The 22769-nt window shown below is 73.0% G+C and carries 22 protein-coding genes; 12 read left to right on the top strand and 10 right to left on the bottom strand.

Annotated elements, in window-relative coordinates:
- Window positions 1–136: 136 nt before the first annotated feature.
- Window positions 137–589, bottom strand: a complete 453-nt coding sequence (locus tag QIT00_RS00005; RefSeq protein ID WP_282532894.1) for an ATP-binding protein — start codon at window positions 587–589, stop codon at window positions 137–139.
- 334 nt (window positions 590–923) lie between these two features.
- Window positions 924–1913, bottom strand: coding sequence for a heavy metal transporter (locus tag QIT00_RS00010; protein ID WP_282532895.1), 990 nt, complete (start codon window positions 1911–1913; stop codon window positions 924–926).
- A gap of 74 nt (window positions 1914–1987) precedes the next feature.
- Here QIT00_RS00010 and dapE point away from each other — a divergent pair, with 74 nt between their 5' ends.
- Window positions 1988–3076 (top strand): succinyl-diaminopimelate desuccinylase, encoded by a 1089-nt coding sequence (gene dapE, locus QIT00_RS00015; RefSeq protein ID WP_282532896.1) that lies wholly within the window; start codon window positions 1988–1990, stop codon window positions 3074–3076.
- A 305-nt stretch (window positions 3077–3381) separates the two neighbouring features.
- Entirely contained in the window at window positions 3382–4131 is a 750-nt protein-coding gene (locus QIT00_RS00020) for an LOG family protein (RefSeq protein ID WP_282532897.1), read from the top strand.
- A 140-nt stretch (window positions 4132–4271) separates the two neighbouring features.
- Here QIT00_RS00020 and folP read toward each other — a convergent pair whose 3' ends face one another.
- Window positions 4272–5141, bottom strand: coding sequence for a dihydropteroate synthase (folP, locus tag QIT00_RS00025; protein WP_282532898.1), 870 nt, complete (start codon window positions 5139–5141; stop codon window positions 4272–4274).
- 195 nt (window positions 5142–5336) lie between these two features.
- Between folP and QIT00_RS00030 the strand changes: the two genes are divergently transcribed.
- Both QIT00_RS00030 and QIT00_RS00035 read left to right on the top strand, forming a co-directional pair.
- The gene (locus tag QIT00_RS00030; protein ID WP_282532899.1) at window positions 5337–5771 is read left to right on the top strand and encodes a hypothetical protein; all 435 of its coding nucleotides are present in this window, start codon (window positions 5337–5339) and stop codon (window positions 5769–5771) included.
- Window positions 5768–6352 (top strand): DNA-3-methyladenine glycosylase I, encoded by a 585-nt coding sequence (locus tag QIT00_RS00035; RefSeq protein WP_282532900.1) that lies wholly within the window; start codon window positions 5768–5770, stop codon window positions 6350–6352. Before QIT00_RS00030 ends, QIT00_RS00035 begins: the two co-directional genes overlap by 4 nt.
- Window positions 6353–6641: 289 nt before the next feature.
- Here QIT00_RS00035 and chcB read toward each other — a convergent pair whose 3' ends face one another.
- Window positions 6642–7442 (bottom strand): 2-cyclohexenylcarbonyl CoA isomerase, encoded by an 801-nt coding sequence (gene chcB / locus QIT00_RS00040; RefSeq protein ID WP_282533213.1) that lies wholly within the window; start codon window positions 7440–7442, stop codon window positions 6642–6644.
- A 359-nt stretch (window positions 7443–7801) separates the two neighbouring features.
- On the opposite strand from chcB, the gene QIT00_RS00045 reads away from it, so the two are divergent.
- Window positions 7802–7969, top strand: a complete 168-nt coding sequence (locus QIT00_RS00045) for a DUF3117 domain-containing protein (protein ID WP_282532901.1) — start codon at window positions 7802–7804, stop codon at window positions 7967–7969.
- Between the two features lie 265 nt (window positions 7970–8234).
- Here the strand turns inward: QIT00_RS00045 and QIT00_RS00050 are convergent, their stop codons facing one another.
- On the bottom strand, window positions 8235–8942 hold the full coding sequence (locus QIT00_RS00050) for an O-methyltransferase (RefSeq protein WP_282533214.1): 708 nt from the start codon (window positions 8940–8942) through the stop codon (window positions 8235–8237).
- 115 nt (window positions 8943–9057) lie between these two features.
- Between QIT00_RS00050 and sigE the strand changes: the two genes are divergently transcribed.
- From sigE to QIT00_RS00075, 5 genes are all read left to right on the top strand, one after another.
- Window positions 9058–9837: an RNA polymerase sigma factor SigE gene (gene sigE, locus QIT00_RS00055; RefSeq protein WP_282532902.1), complete on the top strand. Its 780-nt coding sequence runs from the start codon at window positions 9058–9060 to the stop codon at window positions 9835–9837.
- Window positions 9834–10970: a zf-HC2 domain-containing protein gene (locus tag QIT00_RS00060; RefSeq protein WP_282532903.1), complete on the top strand. Its 1137-nt coding sequence runs from the start codon at window positions 9834–9836 to the stop codon at window positions 10968–10970. Before sigE ends, QIT00_RS00060 begins: the two co-directional genes overlap by 4 nt.
- Window positions 10971–11820: 850 nt before the next feature.
- Complete coding sequence (locus tag QIT00_RS00065; protein WP_408909692.1) at window positions 11821–13515, top strand: S1C family serine protease; 1695 nt, start codon at window positions 11821–11823, stop codon at window positions 13513–13515.
- A gap of 152 nt (window positions 13516–13667) precedes the next feature.
- Complete coding sequence (locus QIT00_RS00070; RefSeq protein WP_282532905.1) at window positions 13668–14117, top strand: sec-independent translocase; 450 nt, start codon at window positions 13668–13670, stop codon at window positions 14115–14117.
- Between the two features lie 201 nt (window positions 14118–14318).
- Window positions 14319–14936 (top strand): hypothetical protein, encoded by a 618-nt coding sequence (locus QIT00_RS00075; protein ID WP_282532906.1) that lies wholly within the window; start codon window positions 14319–14321, stop codon window positions 14934–14936.
- Window positions 14937–15028: 92 nt separating this feature from the next.
- Here the strand turns inward: QIT00_RS00075 and QIT00_RS00080 are convergent, their stop codons facing one another.
- The 3 genes from QIT00_RS00080 to QIT00_RS00090 are packed head-to-tail and all read right to left on the bottom strand — an operon-like array spanning window position 15029 to window position 18066.
- Window positions 15029–16177 (bottom strand): Mrp/NBP35 family ATP-binding protein, encoded by a 1149-nt coding sequence (locus tag QIT00_RS00080; protein WP_282532907.1) that lies wholly within the window; start codon window positions 16175–16177, stop codon window positions 15029–15031.
- 40 nt (window positions 16178–16217) lie between these two features.
- Window positions 16218–16802 carry a DUF1003 domain-containing protein gene (locus QIT00_RS00085; RefSeq protein ID WP_282532908.1) on the bottom strand — a complete coding sequence of 195 codons (585 nt, stop codon included), beginning with the start codon at window positions 16800–16802 and terminating at the stop codon, window positions 16218–16220.
- Window positions 16795–18066, bottom strand: coding sequence for a magnesium transporter MgtE N-terminal domain-containing protein (locus QIT00_RS00090; protein WP_282532909.1), 1272 nt, complete (start codon window positions 18064–18066; stop codon window positions 16795–16797). The genes QIT00_RS00085 and QIT00_RS00090 overlap by 8 nt, the downstream gene beginning before the upstream one ends.
- 230 nt (window positions 18067–18296) lie before the next feature.
- Here QIT00_RS00090 and QIT00_RS00095 point away from each other — a divergent pair, with 230 nt between their 5' ends.
- Window positions 18297–19082: a hypothetical protein gene (locus QIT00_RS00095; RefSeq protein ID WP_408909680.1), complete on the top strand. Its 786-nt coding sequence runs from the start codon at window positions 18297–18299 to the stop codon at window positions 19080–19082.
- A 7-nt stretch (window positions 19083–19089) separates the two neighbouring features.
- Here the strand turns inward: QIT00_RS00095 and QIT00_RS00100 are convergent, their stop codons facing one another.
- The gene (locus QIT00_RS00100; RefSeq protein WP_282532910.1) at window positions 19090–20991 is read right to left on the bottom strand and encodes a dienelactone hydrolase family protein; all 1902 of its coding nucleotides are present in this window, start codon (window positions 20989–20991) and stop codon (window positions 19090–19092) included.
- A 102-nt stretch (window positions 20992–21093) separates the two neighbouring features.
- On the opposite strand from QIT00_RS00100, the gene QIT00_RS00105 reads away from it, so the two are divergent.
- Window positions 21094–22224, top strand: a complete 1131-nt coding sequence (locus QIT00_RS00105) for a helix-turn-helix domain-containing protein (protein ID WP_349017149.1) — start codon at window positions 21094–21096, stop codon at window positions 22222–22224.
- Here the strand turns inward: QIT00_RS00105 and QIT00_RS00110 are convergent.
- Window positions 22221–22769 (bottom strand): hypothetical protein, encoded by a 549-nt coding sequence (locus QIT00_RS00110; protein WP_282532911.1) that lies wholly within the window; start codon window positions 22767–22769, stop codon window positions 22221–22223. The genes QIT00_RS00105 and QIT00_RS00110 overlap by 4 nt on opposite strands.

The raw sequence follows: 22769 nt of genomic DNA on the forward strand, positions 1-22769 counted from the left end.
GGGGCGGAGCCCCGAAGCGCCGCAGGCTTTCGGGAAGGGGCGGGTAGGGGACAGTCCCAGGCCCGCCACCTCGAGCGGACACAGAAGGGGCCCGGGGACAACTCCCCGGGCCCCTCGTCGTACGCGCACGCAGTGACTAGCCGAGCGACGGCAGCCCACCCGTGGGCAGCGTCTCGACCGGCAGCTCGTTCTGCGTGGCGGAGCCCGCCGTCTCACCGAGCGTCTCGGTCGCGCCACCGACAAGGCCACCCGCGGCCTTCTTCGCGACCGGGGCCGTGCTCTTGCCGGTCTTGCCGACGGTCTTGCTGGTCTTGCCGACGGTGCTGCCCGCCTTCTTGCCCGCCGCCGGCACGGTCTTCCCGGTGGCCTTGTCGCTCGCGTTGCCCGCGAGCCCGGAGACGTTGTCGGTGGCACCCTCGACGGTGCTGCCGAGGGCGCCGCTGTCCGGGGCGGTCACGCCACCGAGGCTGCCGGGCGCGCCCGGCAGGTCGACGGCGCTCGCGGAGCCGGCCGCACCGACCACGGAAACTGCTCCCGCTGCGCTGAGCAGCGCGGCACGGGCGATCCGGCGGGTCAGGGGGAGGGACATGGTGCTCCTTGTGTGACGGAAGACAGTTGGTGTGTCCGCGTGGTGCCTCCGGCCTGGACCGGCGTACGGACGCCGTGACTACCGCTCGAAGCCGTCGAAGGTTGCGGGACGGCAACGTAAAGAGTTGGTAATGCGTCGCATTATCGGCTGCGACTAAAACCGGACGAACAATGCGGAAAGGGTGTCCGCGCGGGACGCCCTGCAGAATCCTCACTTCGCTTGGTGCGCAAGGGAATTGGCGATCTCGCGGAGGGGTGTCGGACGTACGTGCGCCGAGACCCGTGCGGCGTCGCCGCGAGCTGACCCCGCTCCCTCGAACGGGTGAGGGTCCGCACTACTGGGCGGTCGTGATCACTACCTCGTCCGCGGCACCGCTCGCGCCGCCCGAGGAGCCCGCCGCACCCGCGGCCTGCTCCGAAGTGTCGCCCGATGTCCCGTCCGAGGCCTTGCGCCAGGTGTGCCCGGAATCCGCGGCATTCCACTCGCGGCCCGCGTAGGAGACCCGTTCGATGCGCAACACGGACGCGTGGGCCACCGCCCAGTGCGCCAGCTCCCAGCCGCGCTGACCGTCCCGGCCGCGCGCCGACACCGCCGCCCCGACCGGCACCCGCAGCGTGGGCGACGCGCCCTTCGCCTTGTCGTCCCCGGCGGGCTCGGCACCCTTCGGGCGCGGCAGCACGTCCTTGCCGAAGTCCCGGACCAGCGCCTCCCGCACCCGCTCCGGCTCGCCCGGCTCCCGGGACGGTTCGGTGCCGCAGGTCAGGGTCGCGGCGGCGCGGCCGGTCAGGGCGGCGGAGAGCAGCGCGGCGTCCGGCTCGTGCTTCGCGTACGCCTGCGGGAAGCCGCTGCGCTGCACGCGCTGCGCGGCCACCGTGAGCGGAAGGCGCGAGTAGCCGGGGACCTTGTCCAGGTGCTCGTAGAACTTCCCCGACGCGTACACCGGGTCCATGATCTGGTCGGTGTCCCCCCAGCCCTGCGAGGGCCGCTGCTGGAACAGGCCGAGCGAGTCACGGTCGCCGTGGTCGATGTTGCGGAGCGCCGACTCCTGCAGGGCCGTCGCGAGCGCGATCGTCACGGCCCGCTCGGGCATGCCGCGCGAGGTGCCGACCGCCGAGATCGTCGCGGCGTTCACGGCCTGCTCGGTGCTCAACTCGTACGCGGCCCCGTCGCCGGCCGCCGAGACCACCCGGCAGCCGGGTGCGGGCCGGCCGCCGCCCTCGTACTGCAGGAGCAGGTAACCGGCGAGCGCGAGCAGCACGGCGAAGGCCGCGCCGGCACGCAGAAGGCGGCCGCGCCTGAAGCGGTTGGGGGGCTGCTCGGACACGCCGCCAACCGTACTGGAGTCCGGGATACGGCTCGCACAACGCCCTTGTGAACGGAGCACGTAGGGTCGATGGCATGCCCGAAACCGCACTTGACCTCACCCTGGACGCCGCCCGGCTGACCGCCCGGCTCGTGGACTTCCCCTCGGAGAGCGGCACCGAGAAGCCGCTGGCCGACGCCATCGAGACCGCGCTGCGCGGCCTGCCGCACCTCACGGTGGACAGGTACGGCAACAACGTCGTGGCCCGTACGAACCTCGGTCACGCCGAACGCGTCGTGCTCGCCGGGCACATCGACACCGTGCCGATCGCGGACAGCCCTCGCAACGTACCTTCCCGCCTCGACGACGACGGCGTCCTGTGGGGCTGCGGCACCTGCGACATGAAGTCCGGGGTCGCGGTCCAGCTGCGCATCGCGCAGACCGTGACGGCGCCCAACCGCGACCTGACCTTCGTCTTCTACGACAACGAAGAGGTCGCCGCCCACCTCAACGGCCTCGGACATGTGGCGGACGCACACCCGGACTGGCTGGAGGGCGACTTCGCGATCCTCCTGGAGCCGTCCGACGGTCAGGTCGAGGGCGGCTGCCAGGGCACGCTGCGGGTCCACCTGAAGCTGTCGGGGGAACGCGCCCACTCCGCGCGCGCCTGGATGGGCGACAACGCGATCCACAAGGCCGCCCCGATCCTGGCCCGGCTCGCGGAGTACGAGCCGCGCAGGCCGTTCGTCGACGGACTCCAGTACCACGAGGGCCTCAACGCCGTCCGGATCGAGGGCGGCGTCGCCACCAACGTGATCCCCGACGCCTGCACCGTGGTGGTCAACTTCCGCTACGCGCCGGACCGGAGCATGGAAGAGGCCGAGAAGTTCGTACGGGAGTACTTCGCGGACTGCGGCGTCGAGGAGTTCGTCGTCGACGACCACACCGGCGGGGCCAGGCCCGGGCTCGACCACCCGGCCGCGGTCGCGTTCATGGCGGCCGTCGGCGGCGAGGCCCGGCCCAAGTACGGCTGGACCGACGTCTCCCGGTTCAGCGCGCTCGGCGTACCCGCGGTGAACTACGGGCCCGGCGCCCCGCTCCTCGCGCACAAGGCGGACGAGCGCGTGCAGACCGCCGAGATCCTGCGCGCGGAGGAGCGGCTGCGGGCCTGGCTGGCCTCCTGAGCCGACCCGCGGCCAGAACCTGCGGCCTGAGCCCGAGGCCTGGACCCGAGGCCTGGACCCGAGGCCTGACCCGAGGCCTGGACCCGAGGCCTGGACCCGAGGCCTGGACCCGAGGCCTGACCCGAGGCCTGGACCCGAGGCCTGAGCCCGAGGCCTGACCCGAGGCCTGACCCGAGGCCTGACCCGAGGCCGTGCCGGGGTCGCCCCGTCCGCCTGTTCACATCGATCTTGCTCGCAATGACGTTGTTCGTCACCCCTGTCCGCCTACGCTGAAACGGCAACAGTGTCAGCGGAAGGGGATGTTCATGGGCAATCCGGAAGCACAGGGCCCGCTGGAGGAACAGCACCTCGGCCCGGTCGTGCGGCGCCGTGAACAGGTCACGCCCGGCACCACGGACCAGCGCCTCCTCGACTCCGAGGGCGACTCCGAGTGGGTGCACACCGACCCCTGGCGGGTCATGCGCATCCAGTCGGAGTTCGTCGAGGGCTTCGGCGCGCTCGCCGAACTCCCGCCCGCGATCAGCGTGTTCGGCTCCGCCCGTACGCCGGTGGGCTCGGCCGAGTACGAGGCCGGCGTGAGCCTCGGCCGCGCGCTCGTCGAGGCCGGCTTCGCCGTGATCACCGGCGGCGGGCCCGGCGCGATGGAGGCGGCGAACAAGGGCGCCCGCGACGCCAGGGGCATCTCCGTCGGCCTCGGCATCGAGCTCCCCTTCGAGCAGGGCCTCAACCCGCACGTCGACATCGGCGTGAACTTCCGCTACTTCTTCGTCCGCAAGACCATGTTCGTGAAGTACGCCCAGGGCTTCGTGGTCCTGCCCGGCGGATTCGGCACCCTGGACGAGCTCTTCGAGGCGCTCACCCTCGTCCAGACCCGCAAGGTCACCCGCTTCCCGATCGTGCTGTTCGGCTCCGAGTACTGGAGCGGCCTCGTCGACTGGATCCGCAAGACCATGATCGCGGGCGGCAAGGCCTCGGAGCCCGACCTGCACCTCTTCCACGTCACGGACGACGTGGAGGAGGCGGTGTCCCTGGTGACGAAGGAGGTCGGGCGGTAGCTCCCGCCCCCGGCCCGTACAGGAAAAGCCCCCGCACGCGCGCGTGCGGGGGCTTTCGCGTGCTCGTGCGCTCGTGCGCTCGCGCGCCCGGGCGCCCGTGTGCCCCGGGCGCCCGTGTGCCCGGGGTCGGCCCCGCCCGCTCAGGCCAGCCCGCGCCTGGCCACCGCCGGGTCCCGGTGCCCGGCGATCGTGGCGACCATGTCCAGGACCTGCCTCGTCTCGGCGACTTCGTGCACCCGGTACACCTGCGCGCCCAGCCACGCCGAGACCGCCGTCGTCGCCAGGGTGCCGATCACCCGCTCCTTCACCGGCCGGTCCAGGGTCTCGCCCACGAAGTCCTTGTTGGACAGCGAGACGAGCACCGGCCAGCCCGTGTCCACCATCTCCCCGAGCCGCCGCGTCGCCTCCAGGGAGTGCCGGGTGTTCTTGCCGAAGTCGTGCCCCGGGTCGATCAGCACGGACTCGCGCGGCACCCCCAACTCCACCGCCCGCTCGGCCAGTTGGACGGTCACCCGCAGGATGTCCGCCATCACGTCGGCGTACGCGATCCGGTGCGGGCGCGTGCGCGGTTCGGCGCCGCCCGCGTGCGTGCAGACCAGGCCCGCGCCGTACCGCCCGGCGACCTCGGCCAGCTTCGGGTCGACGCCGCCCCAGGCGTCGTTGAGCAGATCGGCGCCCGCCTCGCAGACCGCCTCGCCGACCTCGTGGCGCCAGGTGTCGACGCTGATCACCACGTCCGGGAAGCGGCGGCGGACCTCGGCCACGAAGCCGACGGTGCGCCGGACCTCCTCGGCGGCCGTGACCTCCTCGCCCGGTCCGGCTTTGACCCCGCCGATGTCGATGATCGCGGCGCCCTCGGCGACGGCCTGCTCCACGCGCGCCAGGGCGGGCTCGTCGCGGAACGTGGCGCCCTGGTCGTAGAAGGAGTCCGGGGTCCTGTTGACGATCGCCATGATCACTGGCTCGTACGCGCCGAACTCGCGTCGTCCGAGCCGCAGCGGGCTGCCCATCCCCTGATTCCTCCTCGCATCGGTCGCCTGCGACCCTAGCTGTCAGTGGCGCATGGCACGATCGGACGTGGTGAGCCTCCCGGCGCCCGGCCGGGCGCGCGGGACGGCGCGCCCGACAGGAAGACTCTGTCAGTCCGCTTTCCTCGCGCGTCCGGCGGCCCGGACCGGCGCGCGGCCCGCACCCGGGAGTTGTTCGTGTTCTGGTTCCTGCTCATCGCGCTGGTCGTGGTGGTCGCCGCGGTCACCCTCGCCGTCGTGGGCGGCGGCGAGTCCACCGCGCTGCCCGACGCGGAGCCCGAGCGGCTCACCGACCCGCTGCCGGTGACGCGCCCGGTGCACCGAGCCGACGTCGAGGCACTCCGCCTCCCCCTGGCCCTGCGCGGGTACCGCATGCTGGACGTCGACGACGCGCTCAGCCGCCTCGGCGCCGAACTGGCCGAGCGGGACGCCCGGATCGCCGAGCTGGAGGCCGCCCTCGCGGGCGCGCAGGCGATAGCGGTGGGCGGGGGCCGCGGACTGGTCGAGGAGCCCGAGGACACCGCAGGTGCCCCGGACCTTCACGACGCCCCGCCGGGCAGACCGGACCAGCCGGGCACACCCCCGGACGCCCCCGAGGAGCCGCGACGATGACCGAAGGTGCCGCCCTGCCCGGCCCGGACGGCGCGCTGCGCTGCCCCTGGGCCCTCTCCACTGCGGACTACGTCGCGTACCACGACGAGGAGTGGGGCCGCCCGGTCCACGGCGACGACGCGCTGTACGAACGCCTCTGCCTGGAGGCCTTCCAGTCCGGCCTGTCCTGGATCACGATCCTGCGCCGCCGCGAGGGGTTCCGGCGCGCCTTCGCCGCATTCAAGATCTCCGCGGTCGCCGAGTTCACGGACGCCGACGCCGAGCGCCTCCTCGCCGACCCCGGCATCATCCGCAACCGCGCGAAGATCGCAGCGACGCTCGCCAACGCCAAGGTGCTCGTCGACTGGGCGCCGGGTGAACTGGACGCGCTGATCTGGTCGTTCGCCCCCGACGCGGAGGGCAGACCGGTGCCGCGCACGATCTCCGACGTGGCGGCGATCACGCCCGAATCGACCGCGCTCTCCAAGGAGTTGAAGAAGCGCGGCCTCCGCTTCGTCGGCCCCACGACGGCCTACGCCCTGATGCAGGCCTGCGGCCTCGTCGACGACCACCTGAAGGACTGCGTGTCCCGGCGCGCGTAGGGGGCGTCTCCCCGATCTTTGCGGGTCCGCGTCCCCCAGCCTCCGGCCGGGAGGTGCCCCCAGGCACGCTCCCCCAGCCTCCGGCCGGGAGGTGCCCCCAGGCACGCTCCCACAGCCTTCGGCCGGGCCCCCACTCGCCGCCCGCCCGAATCCTCCAAGTACGTCCAGTACGAGGGCGATCCGGGCGCACTCCCCCAACCTCCGGCAGGCGGACCCCATGACGCCGAGGCCTGAACCGCGAAGATCGGGGAGACGCCCCCTGGCCCCGCCGGACCACAAGCCTTGCGTCTCAGTGGCCCAGGTACTTCGGCTGCTCCTTGGCGATGAACGCCTCCACCGCGATGTGGTGGTCCGCGGACGAGCCCGCCCTGGACTGCAGCTCGTCCTCCTTCTCCAGCGTCTCGTCGAGCGAGTGCCCGGCCCCGTACGCCAGGGACTCCTTGAGCGCGGCGTACGCCAGGGTCGGTCCCGCGGCCAGGGCGCGGGCCGTGCGCTCCGCCTCGGCGGCGAGCTCGTCGGCGGGCACCAGCTTGTTGGCGATGCCCAGGTCGTACGCCTCCTGCGCCTTGATGCCGCGCGGGAAGAACAGCAGGTCGGCGGCGCGGCTCTGGCCGATCAGGCGGGGCAGTGTCCAGGAGACCCCGGAGTCGGCGGTCAGCGCGACACCCGCGAAGGACGTGTTGAACGAGGCGGTGTCCGCGACGACGCGGTAGTCCGCGGCGAGCGCGAAGCCGAAGCCCGCGCCCGCGGCCACGCCGTTCACGCCCGCGACGACCGGCTTCGGCATCCCGGTGAGGGCCCGCACGATCGGGTTGTAGTGCTCGCGGACCGTGCTCATCGTGCCGTTCGTGCCCGCGTCCCGGTCCTCGGCGAGCTTGCCGATGTGCTCCTTGAGGTCCTGGCCGACGCAGAAGGCCCGGCCGGTCGCGGTGAGCAGCACGGCCCGTACGGCGGTGTCGGCGGCCGCCTCCTGGAGCGCGTCCCGGAGGGCGGCCTTCGCGTCGGTGTTCATGGCGTTCATCGCGTCGGGGCGGTTCAGCGTGATCGTCGCGAGTCCGTCGCTCACCTCGTAGAGCACGGTGTCGGCCATGTCGGTCCCCTCCATCGGTGCGGCTCCCGGCCGTTCACGGCCGTGGGCGCGGGTCTGCTCGGCGTCGTTCACGCACAGCATGGCGGAGATCATCTCGGCCCGGCATGGGCCCCGGCATGTGACCTGCGTCAAACAATCGATGTGCGGCAGGGCGTGCGAGGTGGCGCAGTATCGCAGCCACATCGCCGAATTGAGTGGTTTTGGTCAAGCGCGTTGCGCAAGCGATGCCTACCGATGTTGGTCATCGGGTCCTGCGATGCGGGATAATGGCTGGGAAGCAATGTGTTCGATGCCGGTGACACAGCGCCTGTCATGGGGCCGCCGGCTGCGATGAGCTGGTTTCAGGAAGGGGAACGAGCATGGCGGCCATGAAGCCGCGGACGGGCGACGGCCCGCTCGAGGTGACCAAGGAGGGGCGGGGCATCGTCATGCGCGTTCCGCTCGAAGGCGGCGGTCGGCTCGTGGTCGAGCTGACGCCGGACGAGGCCAAAGCGCTCGGCGACGAACTGATGAAGGTCGCCGGCTGAGGCGGAAGCGCTCACCACTTTTCAACTGCCCCGGCACACTAACAGCGTGCCGGGGCAGTGTCGTATCGACCCCCGGGGGACTGTTTTCGGGGGCCCGGCCGATCTTGATCAGGGGCGCGGGGAACTGCGCACCGAGCCCCGGAGAGGGGCGCCGGGAGCACGCCCCGAGCCCCGGACAACCTCGATAGGGGCGCGGGGAACTGCGCGACCGAGCCGCGACCGAGCCGCGGGTGACCCGAGCTGACCGGACGACCGGCAGACCCGGCTAGCGCCGCACGGCACAGAGCAGCCCGTCGCCCATCGGCAGCACCGCCGGCACCAGATCACCGCTCTCCCGCACCGCGCGCAGCAGTTCGCGCAGCTTCACGACCTCCGCGGGCTGCGACCCCGAGTCGACCGTACGGCCGTCGGCGAAGACGCCTTCGAAGCAGACGAGACCGCCGGGCCGCAACAGGCGCAACGATTCAGCTAGGTAGTCGAGGTACTCGGTGCGATCGCCGTCGCAGAACACCAGGTCGTATCCGCTGTCCGCGAGCCGCGGCAGTACGTCGAGGGCGCGGCCGGGGATGAAACGGGCGCGGTTGCTGGCGAAACCGGCGGCGCGGAAGGCCTGGCGCGCGAACTGCTGACGCTCGGGCTCCGGGTCGACCGTGGTCAGGACACCGTCGGGTCGCATGCCGTGCAGAAGGTGGATACCGGAGACTCCGGTTCCGGTGCCGATCTCGGCGATGGCCTTGGCGCCCGCGGTCGCGGCGAGCATCCGCAACGCGGTACCGGTGCCGGGCGACACCGGGCGAAGCCCCGTCTCCCGGGCCCGCTCACGGGCCCAGTGCAGGGCTTCGTCCTCGACGACAAAGGCGTCCACGAACGCCAAGGTCGGCTGACGGTTGCCGGTAATCGCCCTCTCCTGTCCCCGTTGTCGACGGCCTTCGGCCTGCCGGTGACTGTATCCGTTGGGGCCGGGAACCCGCAGATGGGACCGGGCGTTAAGAAGGGGTGGAAAGGAAAGCCGGGGAACGCGGGGAACCGCGGCCCGACTTCCAAATTCACGTAAAAACGCTTATCCGGAGCTAACGGGCGAGGTGGCTATGGTAGGGGCTCCACTGGACACCACCAGAGCCGACAGGGGAGGTGCGGCTGCGGCCGAGGGCCGGGGAAGGATGCCGCGACTGCGGCGTCTCCTCAGGTCGGAGGTCGGGCCGAAATCCGTGACCAACACCGCTGACCGATCCCGCGCCGCCGACTCCGTGCAGACCGCGACCTTCGCCGCCGAAGCGGATTCGCAGGCGTGGACTCCGCCCACCTGGGAGGAGATCGTCAGCACCCACAGCGGCCGGGTGTACCGCCTGGCGTATCGTCTGACCGGCAATCAGCACGACGCCGAGGACCTCACGCAGGAGGTCTTCGTCCGCGTCTTCCGCTCGCTGTCGACGTACACCCCGGGCACCTTCGAGGGCTGGCTGCACCGCATCACGACCAACCTCTTCCTCGACATGGTCCGCCGCCGCCAGCGCATCCGCTTCGACGCCCTCGGTGACGACGCGGCCGAGCGCCTGCCCAGCCGCGAGCCCTCGCCCCAGCAGGTCTTCAACGACACGCACTTCGACGCCGACGTCCAGCAGGCGCTCGACACCCTCGCACCCGAGTTCCGCGCCGCCGTCGTCCTGTGCGACATCGAGGGACTCTCGTACGAGGAGATCGCCGCGACCCTCGGCGTGAAGCTCGGCACGGTCCGCAGCCGGATCCACCGCGGCCGGTCCCAGCTCCGCAAGGCCCTGCAGCACCGGTCGCCCGAGGCCCGCGCGGAGCGCCGTTCGCTCGCGGTCACCGGTGTGCCCGTGCTGGGAGGAGGGGGCGCGACGGCGTGAGCGGATCACGGCGAAACCCGGCCGAGCGACACCTCGCCGAGCAGCATCTGGGAGACCGGCTCGCGGCCCTGGTGGACGGCGAGTTGGGCCACGACAGCCGCGAGCGCGTCCTCGCGCACCTCGCGACCTGCGCCAAGTGCAAGGCGGAGGCCGACGCCCAGCGCAGCCTCAAGTCGTACTTCGCGTCCACGGCACCCCCACCCCCCTCCGACTCCTTCCTGGCCCGCCTGCAGGGACTACCCGCGGGCGGTGACGACGACCGCGGCGACTTCAGCGGCCCCGTCACCGACCCGCTCTTCGGTATGCGCGCGGACGGCGTCTTCGGCAGAGGCGGAAACCTCTTCGGGTACGACCCCTCGGGCGCCCACGGCGGGATGCTGCCCGGCGACGCCCTGCCGGGCGGGCCGCTGTCCGGCGGGCTGCTGTCCGGCGGACCGCTTGCCGACGGGCCTCGCGCCGATGGCCCGCTGCCCGACGGGCCGCTCTCCGACGGGCCGCTGTCGGAGCGGGCGTTGCCCGATGCCTCCCCGGAGCGTGGCTTCCGGATCCATGACGTGGGGCGTTCCCTGCAGGAGCGGGCGGCCGCCTCGCGCGGGCGCCGGTTCGCCTTCGCGGCGGCGGGCGCCGTCTCGCTCGCGGCGATCGCGCTCGGCGGCGTCTCCGCGGGCGCGCCCGTCCCGGCCGACCCATCGGCCGACGCCCGCGGCTCCAAGGCCAGCCCGATGCGTACGCAGGGGGCGAACGGGAACGGTGCCCGGGACACCCAGCGGCGGCGCGGCAGCCATCCCGCCGCGGCGCTACCGGGCAGCAGACCCGGGGCGCTCTCCGCACCGATGGCCGCCACCGGAGTGGCGGCGCCGGAAGTGCCGGGAGTGCCGCTCGCACCGCACCGGCCACGCGCCCTGCGGGACTGGATGGCATCACCGATGCTCACCGGCTCCTCGGTGCTCTCCCCGCTGATACGCCGTCCGGCTTTCGGGTTCCCGCAGTACCCGGCACAGCCGAAGGCGAAGAAGCAGGGGGAGCGGTCCGGTTCGTCGTCCGACTCGGAGGAGCCCACCCAGTCCACGGCGTCGACGGCGCTGCCCTCGGCACCGCCCGGCTCCGGGACGGCGCTCTCCTCCGGCCGCTGAACCGGGTCTCCGCACTGGCTCTCTGCACCGGCTCTCTGCACCGGCCGTTCGCAAACCTGGTTGAATCCTCGGTGTCCGTGCCACCCGAGCGGGGGGGCGCGGACACCGAGGACTCTGATGGAGCGGCGGACCGCCGCGTGGCCGCCCGCGGGCCCTGCCGCGGACCAGGTGTGGGGAGAGCATGGACGAGGGCAAGCCCACCGGACCGAAGGCGAAGTGGTGGAGCCGCCCGGCCGCACGCGCGTCCGACGACCGTGAGCGCGCCTCGGGCGGCGAGATATCCGAGGACCGGGGCGCGCAGGGGGAGGGCGTTGCCGCCGACTCCCCTGCTGCGGAAGGGAGTACGGCCGCCGCCGAGCCGACCGTGGAGCGGTCCCCGGAGCCGCCCACCGAGTCCGCTGCCCCCGCTGCCCCCGCTGCCCCCGCTGCTGCCGCGCCCAAGGCCAAGAGCGGCGTGACAATCGCCAAGGGGGCGGGCGCCCGCCGGGAGCAAGCCCAGGACCCGGCCGCTGCCGAGCAGGCCGCCGAACCCTCGGCCGCGCGCCCCAAGCCGCTGCACGACCCCGACCCGTACGGCACACCGCCCTACGGGGAACCCGGCCCCTGGGCTCCCGCCCCGCCCGTACAGCGCCCGGTGCCGACTCCCGCCCAGGGAACGGCAGTTCAGCCCTCGCACGGCACGCCTGCTCAGGGAACGTCGATGCAGGGCACGCCTGCTCAGGGATCGCCGATGCAGGGCGCGCCTGCTCAGGGAACGTCGATGCAGGGCGCGCCTGCTCAGGGATCGCCGATGCAGGGCGCGCCTGCTCAGGGATCGCCGATGCAGGGCGCGCCTGCTCAGGGATCGCCGATGCAGGGCGCGCCTGCTCAGGGAACGTCGATGCAGGGCGCGCCTGCTCAGGGATCGCCGATGCAGGGCGCGCCTGCTCAGGGATCGCCGATGCAGGGCACGCCTGCTCAGGGAACGTCGATGCAGGGCACGCCCTCGCACGGCACGCCCACGCAGGGCACCCCCGCCCAGGGCATGCCCGCCCAGGGCACCCCCGTACCGTCGTACGCCGTGCCGCCCACGCAGACCGCAGCCGCACCCGGCCAGGCCGCACCCGGTCAGGCCGAACCCGCGGCCGCACCCGGCCAGGCGGCCCCCGCAGCCGCACCCGGCCCGGCCGCACCCGCCTCCGCGACCCCCGCCTCCGCGACCCCCGCCTCCGCGACCCCCGCGAACGGCACCCCGCACCCGGCCGCCGCACCCCACCAGAGCGCCCAGCATGCCCCGCCCGGCCCGGCCGCCCAGGCCACCCCGCCGCACGGCGCACAGCCGCAGCCGCAGCCCCAAGCGCAGCCGCAGGCCGGAGGGCACTGGCAGCAGTACGACCCGTGGCGGGCGCCGCAGGCTCAGCGGCCGTTGCTGATGGCCGACGGGCCCGCGCCCGCGAAGGAGCCGCGGCGGGGCCGGCTGTTCGCGGCCGCGCTGGTGCTCGCGCTCGTCGCGGGCGGGGTCGGCGGCGGTGTCGGCGCCTACATGGAGCGGCACGGCGGCATCAGTACCGTCGAACTCCCGCAGGCGGACGCGGGGTCCCAGGAGCGGGCGCCGGAGAGCGTCGCCGGGATCGCCGCGAGCGCGCTGCCCAGCGTCGTCACGCTGCACGTCAGCGGCGACAGCGCGCAGGGCACCGGAACCGGCTTCGTGCTCGACGACAAGGGCCACATCCTCACCAACAACCACGTCGTGGAGCCCGCGGGCGACGGCGGCGAGGTGTCCGTGACGTTCAGCGGCGGTGAGGTGGCCAAGGGGCGGGTGGTCGGCCGGGACTCCGGTTACGACCTCGCGGTGGTCGAGGTGTCCGGGGTGAGCGGACTCAAGCCGCTGCCGCTCGGGAACTCCGACAACGTCCAGGTCGGCGATCCGGTGGTGGCGATCGGCGCTCCCTTCGACCTGTCCAACACGGTGACCTCCGGGATCATCAGCGCCAAGGAGCGGCCGATCACCGCGGGCGGCGAGGAGGGCGACGGCAGCGACGTGTCGTACGTGGACGCGCTGCAGACCGACGCCCCGATCAACCCGGGCAACTCCGGCGGCCCGCTCGTCGACCACAAGGCCCGCGTCATCGGCATCAACAGCGCGATCCGCTCGGCGGGCAACGGCTCGGAGCTCGACGGCGGGCAGTCCGGCTCGATCGGGCTCGGCTTCGCCATCCCCATCAACCAGGCCAAGCGGGTCGCCGAGGAGCTGATCAACACCGGCAAGGCCACGCACCCGGTGATCGAGGTGACCCTGGACACCCGGTACACGGGCGACGGCGCCCGCGTCGCCGAGGAGGGCGGCGACGGCGGTCCCGCGGTCACCCCGGGCGGCCCCGGCGACAAGGCGGGCATCGAGCCGGGCGACGTGATCACCGAGGTGGACGGCCAACGGGTGCACTCCGGTGAGGAGTTGATCGTGAAGATCCGCGCCCACCGCCCCGGCGACCGCCTGGAACTGACCCTGGAACGCGGCGGCGCCGAGCGCACGCTCTCCCTGGAGCTGGGCGCGGCGGGCGGCTGAGGGGGCCCTGTCATCCGCCGCTCGTCCGGACGCCACCGAACCGTCCCGGGACAGTACCGGCAGTACAGGATCGCCGGGTACCGTGGAACCGGCCCGTACCCCGGATTCCGTCCCTCCTGTCCCGGGCCGCGGACATCGCAAGGAGCTGCAAGGTGTTCAATGACATAGGCGCACTTGAGCTGGTGACGCTCGTGGTCCTTGCCGTGCTCATCTTCGGCCCGGACAAGCTGCCCAAGGTCATTCAGGACGTCTCCGGCTTCATCCGTAAGATCCGCGCCTTCTCCGACAGTGCCAAGAAGGACATCCGCGAGGAGCTCGGGCCGGAGTTCAAGGACTTCGAGTTCGAGGATCTCAACCCCAAGACGTTCATCCGCAAGCAGCTGGACGGTGACGAGCTGGGGCTCAAGGAGATCCGTAACGGCTTCGACCTCCGCAAGGAGATGGCCGACGTCACGGACGCGGTGAACGGGCACGAGAGCGAGTCGGCGAGCGGCGCCGCGTCCGGCCCGAGCCTGACCAAGGGCGGCGGCACCGACCTGCAGAAGAAGCCGCAGCCACCGGCCAAGGACGAGCGCCCCCCGTTCGACGCCGACGCCACCTGAGCCGTACGAGCCCCGTACGGAACCCCGTACGAACCTCGTACGGAACACCCCGCGCAAGGGCCCCGTGCGACCCGCGCACCCCGCTGGAATCCGACGCGGCGAACCGGGGTGGCTATTCTCCTCTGTTGTTGTCCGGACTCAGGACGCCCGAGGGGGGCGGGCCGCTCCGGACCGGCAGAGAACGAGGAGGCGGCCGGGTACATGGAGACGACGAGTCACACCGGGGCACGCGCGGTCGACGGCTACTTGCCGGCGGCGTTCCCCTGGTACGGCCTGGATGAGGCATTCACAGGTCCGCGCTGGCTGATGCAGGTCGGGACGGGCGCGGACGGGACGGTCGAGCACGGCTCCATCGGCCACGGTGACGAGCCCGCGCCGCGCGCCGACGAGTCCGGCGCCAAGGACCGGTTCGCGGTCGTGGTGACCGTGGCGTCCAACCCCGTCCGCCGCAGCGGCGACGGCACCGGCGTCCTGGAGGCCACGTCGGTCTCCTCGGCCGCCTGGCTCGCGGGCGTCGGCCTGCTCACCCGGACCTGGCCGCAGCAGATGGACCACGCGCTGCGCGACGACTGGCTGGACCAGCAGACCGAGACCGCCTGGGTGCTCGCGGACGACCTCGACAGCGAGCCCTGGACGACGCTGACCCTCCCGGTCGACGGCGTGCCCACGCCGTTCCACTACCGCGAGTCCGAGTTCGGCTGGGTCCTGGCCGGCTCCACGGAGAGCGGCGCCCACCTCGGTGCGTACGGCCGCGGCATGAGCGCGTACGGCCTGGGCTTCTCGGTGGTCAAGGACATCACCGCGTACGAGGGCCGCTGAGCGTCGATACGCGAAGGGGGGCGCCGTCACCAGGTGACGGCGCCCCCCTTCGCGTACGGGCTCGTGTACGGGCTTGTGCGGCGGTCAGAACGTCAGAACTTGTTCTTCGGCGTGAGGCCGAGCGTCATGCCCGACAGGCCGCGCTGACGACCGCCCAGCTTGCCCGCGATGGACCGCAGCGCGGAGCCCGCGGGGGAGTCCGGGTCGGTCAGGACGACGGGCTTGCCCTCGTCACCGCCCTCGCGCAGGCGGACGTCGATCGGGATGGCGCCGAGCACCGGGACCTGCGTGCCGGTGGTCTTCGTGAGGCCCTCGGCGACCCTCTCGCCGCCGCCCGTGCCGAAGACGTCGACCATCTCGTCGCAGTGCGGGCAGGGCATGCCCGACATGTTCTCGACGACGCCGACGATCTTCTGGTGGGTCTGTACGGCGATGGAGCCGGCGCGCTCGGCGACCTCGGCCGCGGCCTGCTGCGGGGTGGTCACGACGAGGATCTCGGCGTTCGGCACCAGCTGGGCCACCGAGATCGCGATGTCACCGGTGCCGGGCGGCAGGTCGAGCAGGAGGACGTCCAGGTCGCCCCAGTACACGTCGGCGAGGAACTGCTGCAGGGCGCGGTGGAGCATCGGGCCGCGCCACACCACCGGGGTGTTGCCCGGCGTGAACATCCCGATGGAGATGACCTTCACGCCGTTCGCCGACGGCGGCATGATCATGTTCTCGACCTGGGTGGGCTTGCCGTCGGCGCCGAGCATGCGGGGCACGCTGTGGCCGTAGATGTCCGCGTCCACGACGCCGACCTTCAGGCCGTCCGCGGCCATCGCCGCCGCCAGGTTCACCGTCACCGAGGACTTGCCGACGCCGCCCTTGCCGGAGGCCACCGCGTACACCCGGGTCAGGGAGCCGGGCTTGGCGAAGGGGACCTCGCGCTCGGCGGTGCCGCCGCGCAGGGCCTCGGCCAGCTCGCGGCGCTGCTCGTCGCTCATCACGTCGAGCGTGACGGCCACGGAGGTGACGCCCTGGACGCCGGAGACCGCCTCGGTCACCCGGTTCGTGATGGTGTCGCGCATCGGGCAGCCGGAGACCGTGAGGTAGACGGTGACGGCCACCGCTCCGTCGGCCCCGATGTCGACCGATTTGACCATGCCGAGCTCGGTGATCGGCTTGTTGATCTCGGGGTCGTTGACCGTGGCGAGCGCTTCGCGGATCGCCTCGTCGGTCGGATACGTGTCGGTAGCCATACGGGAATGGTACGGCGACGGGGTGACACCCGGGGAAGCCCTATCGGCGGTCGCCTTCGTCACGCGCGAGGGCCGGGCGGCCGGTCTGCTCCGGCGGGAACACGTCGAACCGTTCGTCCATGTCCTTCACCATGTCCTGGAGTTCCGAGCGGATCCAGTCCCGGGTCGCGACCTCGCCGAGGCCCATCCGCAGGGCGGCGATCTCCCGGGTCAGGTACTCGGTGTCCGACATGGAGCGTTCGTTCTGCTTGCGATCCTGCTCCAGGTTGACCCGGTCCCGGTCGTCCTGCCGGTTCTGGGCGAGCAGGATGAGCGGAGCCGCGTACGAGGCCTGCAGCGAGAGCGCCAGGGTGAGGAAGATGAACGGGTACTCGTCGAAGCGCAGCGATGCGGGCATCGACACGTTCCACACCACCCACAGGATGATCACGACCGTCATCCAGACGATGAACCGCCCCGTGCCGAGGAAGCGGGCGATCTTCTCGGAGAGCCGGCCGAAGGCCTCCGGGTCGTACTCGGGCACCAGCTTGCGGCGGGGCGGGCGCGGCAGGTCCAGACGGATCCGGGGGCGGCCCGCCTCGGCCCGTTCACGTTCGCGCTCGCGGTCACGGTCGCGCTCACTCACCGTGGTTCACCTCCTCGGCCAGATGGAACTCGGTCTCGCGCCAGTCGTCGGGCAGCAGATGGTCCAGTACGTCGTCGACGGTGACGGCGCCGAGCAGCGAGCCGCTCTCGTCCACGACGGGCGCCGCGACCATGTCGTACGTGGCGAAGAAGCTCGTGACCTCGGGCAGCGGCGTGTCCGGGCGCAGGCTCTGCAGATCCTGGTCGATCACCGTGCCGACCAGGGTGAACGGCGGGTCGCGCAGGAGGCGTTGGAAGTGCACCAGGCCCAGGTACTTGCCGGTGGGCGTCTGGTCGGGCGGGCGGCAGACGTAGACCTGGGCGGCGAGGGCGGGGGAGAGGTCCTGCTGGCGGACGCGGGCGAGGGCGTCGGCGACCGTGGCGTCGGGCTGGAGCACGATCGGCTCGGTCGTCATCATGCCGCCGGCCGTGCGCTCCTCGTACTGCATCAGGCGCCGCATGTCCGCCGCGTCGTCCGGCTCCATCAGGTCGAGGAGACGCTCCTGGTCCTCCTCGGGCAGCTCGGACAGGAGGTCGGCGGCGTCGTCCGGGTCCATCGCCTCCAGGACGTCGGCGGCGCGCTCCTCCTTGAGTTTGCCGAGGATCTCGATCTGGTCGTCCTCCGGCAGCTCTTCGAGTACGTCGGCGAGCCGGTCGTCGTCGAGCGCCGCTGCGACCTCGGCCCGGCGCTTGGGGGTGAGGTGGTGCAGGACGTTGGCGAGGTCGGCGGGGCGCAGCTGCTCGAACGAGGCGAGCAGACTCTCGGCCCCCTGGCCGTGCTCCTCCAGGGAGAACCCGGTGACGGCCGACCACTCCACGGTCACCGCCTCCCCCTTGCGCCGCAGCGCCCCGCCCTTGCCCTTGCGTACGAAGACCCGGTCGATCTCCCAGTCGCGGCGGGCCGGGAGCTGCTGCACGGAGACGTCGAGGACGGTGACCTCCTCGCCGGTGTCGACCAGGGTGACGCGGCGGTCGAGGAGTTCGCCGAGGACGAGCCGCTCGGTGGGCCGCTGCTCGAAGCGCCGTACGTTGAGCACGCCGGTGGTGATGACCTGGCCGGACTCGATACCGGTGACCCGGGTCATGGGCAGGAAGATGCGGCGCCGGGTGGAGAGTTCGACGACCAGGCCGAGCAGTCGGGGCGGGCGGCGGCCGACGCGGAGCATGGCGACGAGGTCGCGGACACGGCCCACCTGGTCGCCGTTGGGGTCGAAGACGGCGATGCCGGACAGATGGGAGACGAAGATCCGGGAAGCAGCCGCCATGGTCCGTCTCCTTTCGGCCGTATGCTGCTATGTCTGAGTTATGTCTCGTATGTCTGGCTGATGTCTCGCTTCATGCGTACATCTGACGGTTTGCGGGCTTCAGGCTAGCCCGTCCCGGTCGGATACGCCCTGGTGGGCGGCGCAGAAGGCTCTCTGCCGGGTGGCGCTCGTGGCGCGGGTACGCTGCCGTACTGTCGCTCCGAACCCCCACACGAGAGGCAGCCCCGCACGTGACCACCAGCGCTCTGGGCCGAGCCCGCCGCACCGCACTCGCCGGCGCCCTGTGCGTCGGCCTGGTCGCGGGGATGACGGGGCTCGTGGGGTGTGGCGCCGAGGAGGACCCGGACGCCGGGACCAACGGCGTCGGCAAGCTCTCCGCCGCGAAGATCCAGCGCAAGGCGCAGAACGCGGCCAAGAGCGCGGACTCGCTGCGGCTCACCGGTTCGGTGGTCAGCAAGGGCGCCACGTACAAGCTCGACATGAAGCTGACCGAGGACGGCGGCAGCGGTGAAGTCCGGCTCAAGAACCGCACGTTCGAGCTGCTGCGGGTCGACGGCCAGCTCTATCTGAAGGCCGACGCCGACTTCTGGGCCTCGCAGGGCGACAGCTCCCAGGGCGGGCGCGGGCAGGGCAAGCCGGACTCGGCGGACGAGCTGGCGGCGGACAAGCTCGACGGCAAGTACGTGAAGGTCCCCGAGGGCGACCCCGCGTACAAGCAGCTCAGCGGCTTCACCGACAAGGGCCTGCTGCTCGACGGCCTGCTCACGCTGCACGGCACGCTGTCGGCGGGCGAGCGCGGCACCGCCGACGGCAAGCGCACCGTCGAGGTCAGCGGGGACAAGGGCGCGGGCGGCACCCTGCACGTGTCACTGGAGGGCACCGCGTACCCGCTGCGCCTGGAGCGCGCCGGCGGGGCCGGCACGCTCCTGCTGACCGACTGGGACAAGGACTTCGTGTTCCGCAAGCCGGACGCGAGCCACACGGTGGACTACGGAAAGCAGCTGCCGACGTCCTGAGCGGGGCTCAGCCGCGGAGCTGCCCCAGCACCTGGCCGGCCGCCCGTCGCACCGCCTCCCGTGCCGCGTCCGTGTGGTCGATCGTCTCGAAGCCGTGGTGGGCCGCCGGCACCTCGATCACCTCGACGCGGGCCTCGGCGTCCTCGGCGGCGGCCAGGAACGTGTCCTGGGTGGCCGCGATCTCCGGCAGGTCGAGTCCGGCCCTGGTCAGCACGAACGGCAGCCCGCCCGCCGAGCGCACCGCCCGCGCCGGCTGGAACCGGGTCTCGCCGAGCCCCCAGCTCGGCAGCGGCGCGAGGATCGGATACGTCGCCGCCACGCACCGCAGCCAGGCGGGCGGCTCCGCCAGCCAGTCCGCCGCGAGCAGCCCGCCACCGGAGAAGAACCACAGCGCGACCCGGTCGGCGTCCACGCGCGGATCGGCCCGCACGAGCGCGACGGCGGCGGCGACGTCATCCGCGGCCCGCGGGTAGTCGGCCACGTCGTGCAGCCGATGGTCGACGGTCGCGGCGAGCACACCCCGACCGGCCAGGTAGCGGGCGTACCCCACATAGCCAGGCCAGTCGCGGGGCGTCGGCGATACGCCTTCGGGCACGGGGCCGCCGTGCACGAGCAGGACGGCGGGGCGGGGCACGGCTCGGGGCGCCGGGGTCGCAGGGTCCGCAGCGTGCGTCGGGGTCGTCGGGGTCGTCGGGGCCGCAGCGTCCCCAGCGTGCGCCGGGGCCGCAGCGTCCGCAGGGTCCGCCGGGGTCGCCGATTCCGCCGCGTCAGCAGCGTGCGCCGGGTCCGTCGGGGTCGCCGGGTCCGCAGCCTGAGCCGGGGTCGTCGGGGGGGTCGCCTGGGCCGCAGCGTCCGCCGGGGTCGCCGATTCCGCCGGGTCAGCAGCGTGCGCCGGGGTCGTCGGGGTCGCCGCGTCCGCCGGGTCCGCCGGGTCCGCCGGGTCCGCCGGGTCCGCCGGGTCCGTCGGGTCAGCAGTGTGCGCCGGGGCCGCCGGGGTCGCCGGGTCCGCAGCGTCCGCCGGGGCCGCGTCCGGCGGGTAGAGGTCCACGCGGCCCACCCGCTCGCGCGGGCGCTCCGGCAGGTCGAGCAGGAACGGCCGCAGGTGCGAGGGCGGCCCGCTCGGCGCTGTGAGCCGCTCGCCCTCGCCGGCCGCCGCGCGCAGCAGCAGCGCGGCCAGCTCGTCGGGCGCGGACAGCATCGGCCAGTGCCCGGAGGCCAGTTCGAGGAAGCGCACCCGCGGCTCGGTCAGCGCGAGCAGCCGCGGCTCGCCGAGGCCGACGACCTGCCCCAGTACGGCGAGGGTCGAGCCGTTCGCCGTGCACAGCACCCCGGTCGAGGGCAGCGCGGCCACCTCCGGCGGGATCCGCACGGGCCGGGTCAGCGTGCCGGAGGGCTGCGGCGCGGCACGGGCCACGAGCCGGTCGAGGGCCGCGCCGGGCACGTCGTCCAGATGCCCCCAGTGCGGCCAGCGCTCCCTGTCCGGCGGCGGGACGAGCGAGCCGGGACCGTCCGCCCCGGTCAGCGCCTTGCGTACGTCCGGGTCCGGGATCAGCGCGAGCGCCGGGTCGCCGTCCTGCGCCGGCGCGGTGTCGACGTACACGATCCGCGCCACCCGTCCCGTACGGCGGGCCGCGGCCTCCAAGACCGGGTGGATGCCGTAGCAGTGGCCGACCAGGACGACCTCCGCGGTGGCGGGCAGCCGGTCGATGCGGCGGACGACGTCGTCGATGTGCGTGCCGAGGCCGACGTCCCCGAACTCCCCCTCCGCGTGGGCGGCTTGAGCCTCGTCCCGCATACCCGTAAGCGTCACCGGGTGCGCCTCGGCCCCGGCCGCGCGCAGCCGCTCGGCGACCTCCTGCCACACCCAGCCGCCGGTGTGCGCGCCCGGCACGAGCACGAATGCCGTCATCCTCATCTCCTCCTCCAGCCGAAGCCGTACAAGCGGGCGGGCCTCCTCGGCCGTCCGCGCTCGCCGGTACCGTAGGAACTCCCCCTGAGGGAGGTTCAAGCCGTGCCGCAAGCCGTGTCGCAAGCCGTCTCGCCCGACGGTCTGTGGAGCATCGGGGAGCTCGCCGAGCAGGCGGGCGTCACCGTCAAGACCGTGCGCTTCTACTCCGACCGCGGACTGCTGCCCGAGGCCGCGCGCAGCTCCGGCGGCCATCGGCGGTACGGCTCGGACGCGCTCGACCGGCTCCGTACGATCCGCGCGCTGCGCACCCTCGACCTGCCGGTGCCCGATGTGGGGCGGATCCTGGAGGGGGAGGGCGCTCTGGAGGACGTCGTCGCGGACCGGCTGCGCGGCATCGGCTCCCAACTGGCCGCGCTGCGCTGGCGGGAGGCGGCGCTGCGGCTGCTGCACGACTGCCCGCCCGGCGAGCACGCGGAGCGGCTACGGCTGGTCGGCGCGGTCACGGTCCCGCCGAGCACGGACGCGCTGGCCCGGTTCTGGCGCCGCTGGCTGCCGCCGCGCCTCCCGGCCGGGGTGCGGTCGGCGGTGGTCGAGCAGGCGGTGCCGCAGCTGCCCGACGATCCGGCGCCGCACCAGGTCCTCGCCTTCGCCCGGCTGCACGCCTTCGTGTCCGGCCCGTGCCCCGGTGACGCGGTCCGGGACGACTGCCAGCCGGCCGCCCACCGTGTGTCCGACGGCTACCGTCCCGCGGTGCTCTACACGGCCCTCGCGGAGGCTTTCGAGCTCGCGGCTCCGGCACTCCGGTCGGGCCAACCGCCGCACGCGGGCGAGGAGTTGGACGGTTTCGTGGGCGCGTACGCGGCGGCGCAGGGCGTACGGGACACTCCGGCGTTCCGCCGCGCGCTCAGCGCAGCCCTGGCCGGGGATCCTCGCATCGACCGCTACTGGCACCTGGTGACGGACCTGACGGGCCCGGGTGAGCCGAACCCTGGCACGGCTCATGACTGGCTGAGCAGGGCGCTGGCGCAGGAGGTGGGCGCTCTTTTCCCCACCCCGCCCCTTTTCGCAGCTTCGGGGCTCCGCCCCGGACCCCGTATCGCGCTGAGGCGCTCGTCCTCAAACGCCGGACGGGCTGTTTTTAAGGGGCGCGGGGCTGTGACATTTGCGGCTCCGCCGCGGGGCGCGACCGGCCACGACGGTGGGTCAGCCGAACGACAGCCCCGTAAGACCTAACCCCTCCTCCGCCGCCGGAACAGAATCCGAGGCAACGCCCCCGGCAACGGGCCCCGAGTCGTCGCGGACGTAGGCAGCGGTGCCTCCGCCAGCGACCCGTCCGGCTGCACCGTGTCCACCCCCGTCGGCTCAAGCCGCAGAACCCGGCACTCGCGCGCCCACCGCTCGACCATTTCCTCGCTGTCCGGCGCGTTCAGACGCTTGCCCTTGAGCTCGGCGACCGCCGCCTCCCACTCGGTCGAGCGCGGCGCGAGCTCGACGACCCGCGCCGTCCAGACGACGAGCCGGCCGCCCTTGTCCTTGCTGCGGACGGTGACCTCCGCGGTCGCGCCGTCCGCGAGGTCCGGCAGCGGCTGCTCGCCGGGGCCGTCGCCGACGAGGTGCGCGGCGCCCTCGTGCCATACGTGCCACAGGGCGCGCACGGGCCCGGAGCCGCGCACCCAGATCAGGGCCGACTTCTTCGTGGCCTCCTCGACGAGGGCGCGGTCGAGCGGCGAACCGGCGGACGGACCGGCAGGCGAATCGGCGGACGGATCGGCAGACAT

Origin of the sequence: Streptomyces luteolus, assembly GCF_029968015.1 — a bacterium.
In the GTDB taxonomy this organism is placed as follows: Bacteria; Actinomycetota; Actinomycetes; order Streptomycetales; family Streptomycetaceae; genus Streptomyces; species Streptomyces luteolus.

What these genes read in the sequence shown, in the direction of transcription:
- QIT00_RS00045 (WP_282532901.1), top strand. Translation starts at nt 7,802, where the DNA reads ATGGCGGCCATGAAGCCGCGGACGGGCGACGGCCCGCTCGAGGTGACC.
- dapE (WP_282532896.1), top strand. Translation starts at nt 1,988, where the DNA reads ATGCCCGAAACCGCACTTGACCTCACCCTGGACGCCGCCCGGCTGACC.
- folP (WP_282532898.1), bottom strand. Translation starts at nt 5,141, where the DNA reads ATGGGCAGCCCGCTGCGGCTCGGACGACGCGAGTTCGGCGCGTACGAG.
- QIT00_RS00020 (WP_282532897.1), top strand. Translation starts at nt 3,382, where the DNA reads ATGGGCAATCCGGAAGCACAGGGCCCGCTGGAGGAACAGCACCTCGGC.
- QIT00_RS00090 (WP_282532909.1), bottom strand. Translation starts at nt 18,066, where the DNA reads ATGGCGGCTGCTTCCCGGATCTTCGTCTCCCATCTGTCCGGCATCGCC.
- QIT00_RS00110 (WP_282532911.1), bottom strand. Translation starts at nt 22,769, where the DNA reads ATGTCTGCCGATCCGTCCGCCGATTCGCCTGCCGGTCCGTCCGCCGGT.
- QIT00_RS00100 (WP_282532910.1), bottom strand. Translation starts at nt 20,991, where the DNA reads ATGACGGCATTCGTGCTCGTGCCGGGCGCGCACACCGGCGGCTGGGTG.
- QIT00_RS00080 (WP_282532907.1), bottom strand. Translation starts at nt 16,177, where the DNA reads ATGGCTACCGACACGTATCCGACCGACGAGGCGATCCGCGAAGCGCTC.
- QIT00_RS00005 (WP_282532894.1), bottom strand. Translation starts at nt 589, where the DNA reads ATGTCCCTCCCCCTGACCCGCCGGATCGCCCGTGCCGCGCTGCTCAGC.
- QIT00_RS00075 (WP_282532906.1), top strand. Translation starts at nt 14,319, where the DNA reads ATGGAGACGACGAGTCACACCGGGGCACGCGCGGTCGACGGCTACTTG.
- QIT00_RS00035 (WP_282532900.1), top strand. Translation starts at nt 5,768, where the DNA reads ATGACCGAAGGTGCCGCCCTGCCCGGCCCGGACGGCGCGCTGCGCTGC.
- sigE (WP_282532902.1), top strand. Translation starts at nt 9,058, where the DNA reads ATGGTAGGGGCTCCACTGGACACCACCAGAGCCGACAGGGGAGGTGCG.
- QIT00_RS00065 (WP_408909692.1), top strand. Translation starts at nt 11,821, where the DNA reads ATGCAGGGCGCGCCTGCTCAGGGAACGTCGATGCAGGGCGCGCCTGCT.
- chcB (WP_282533213.1), bottom strand. Translation starts at nt 7,442, where the DNA reads ATGGCCGACACCGTGCTCTACGAGGTGAGCGACGGACTCGCGACGATC.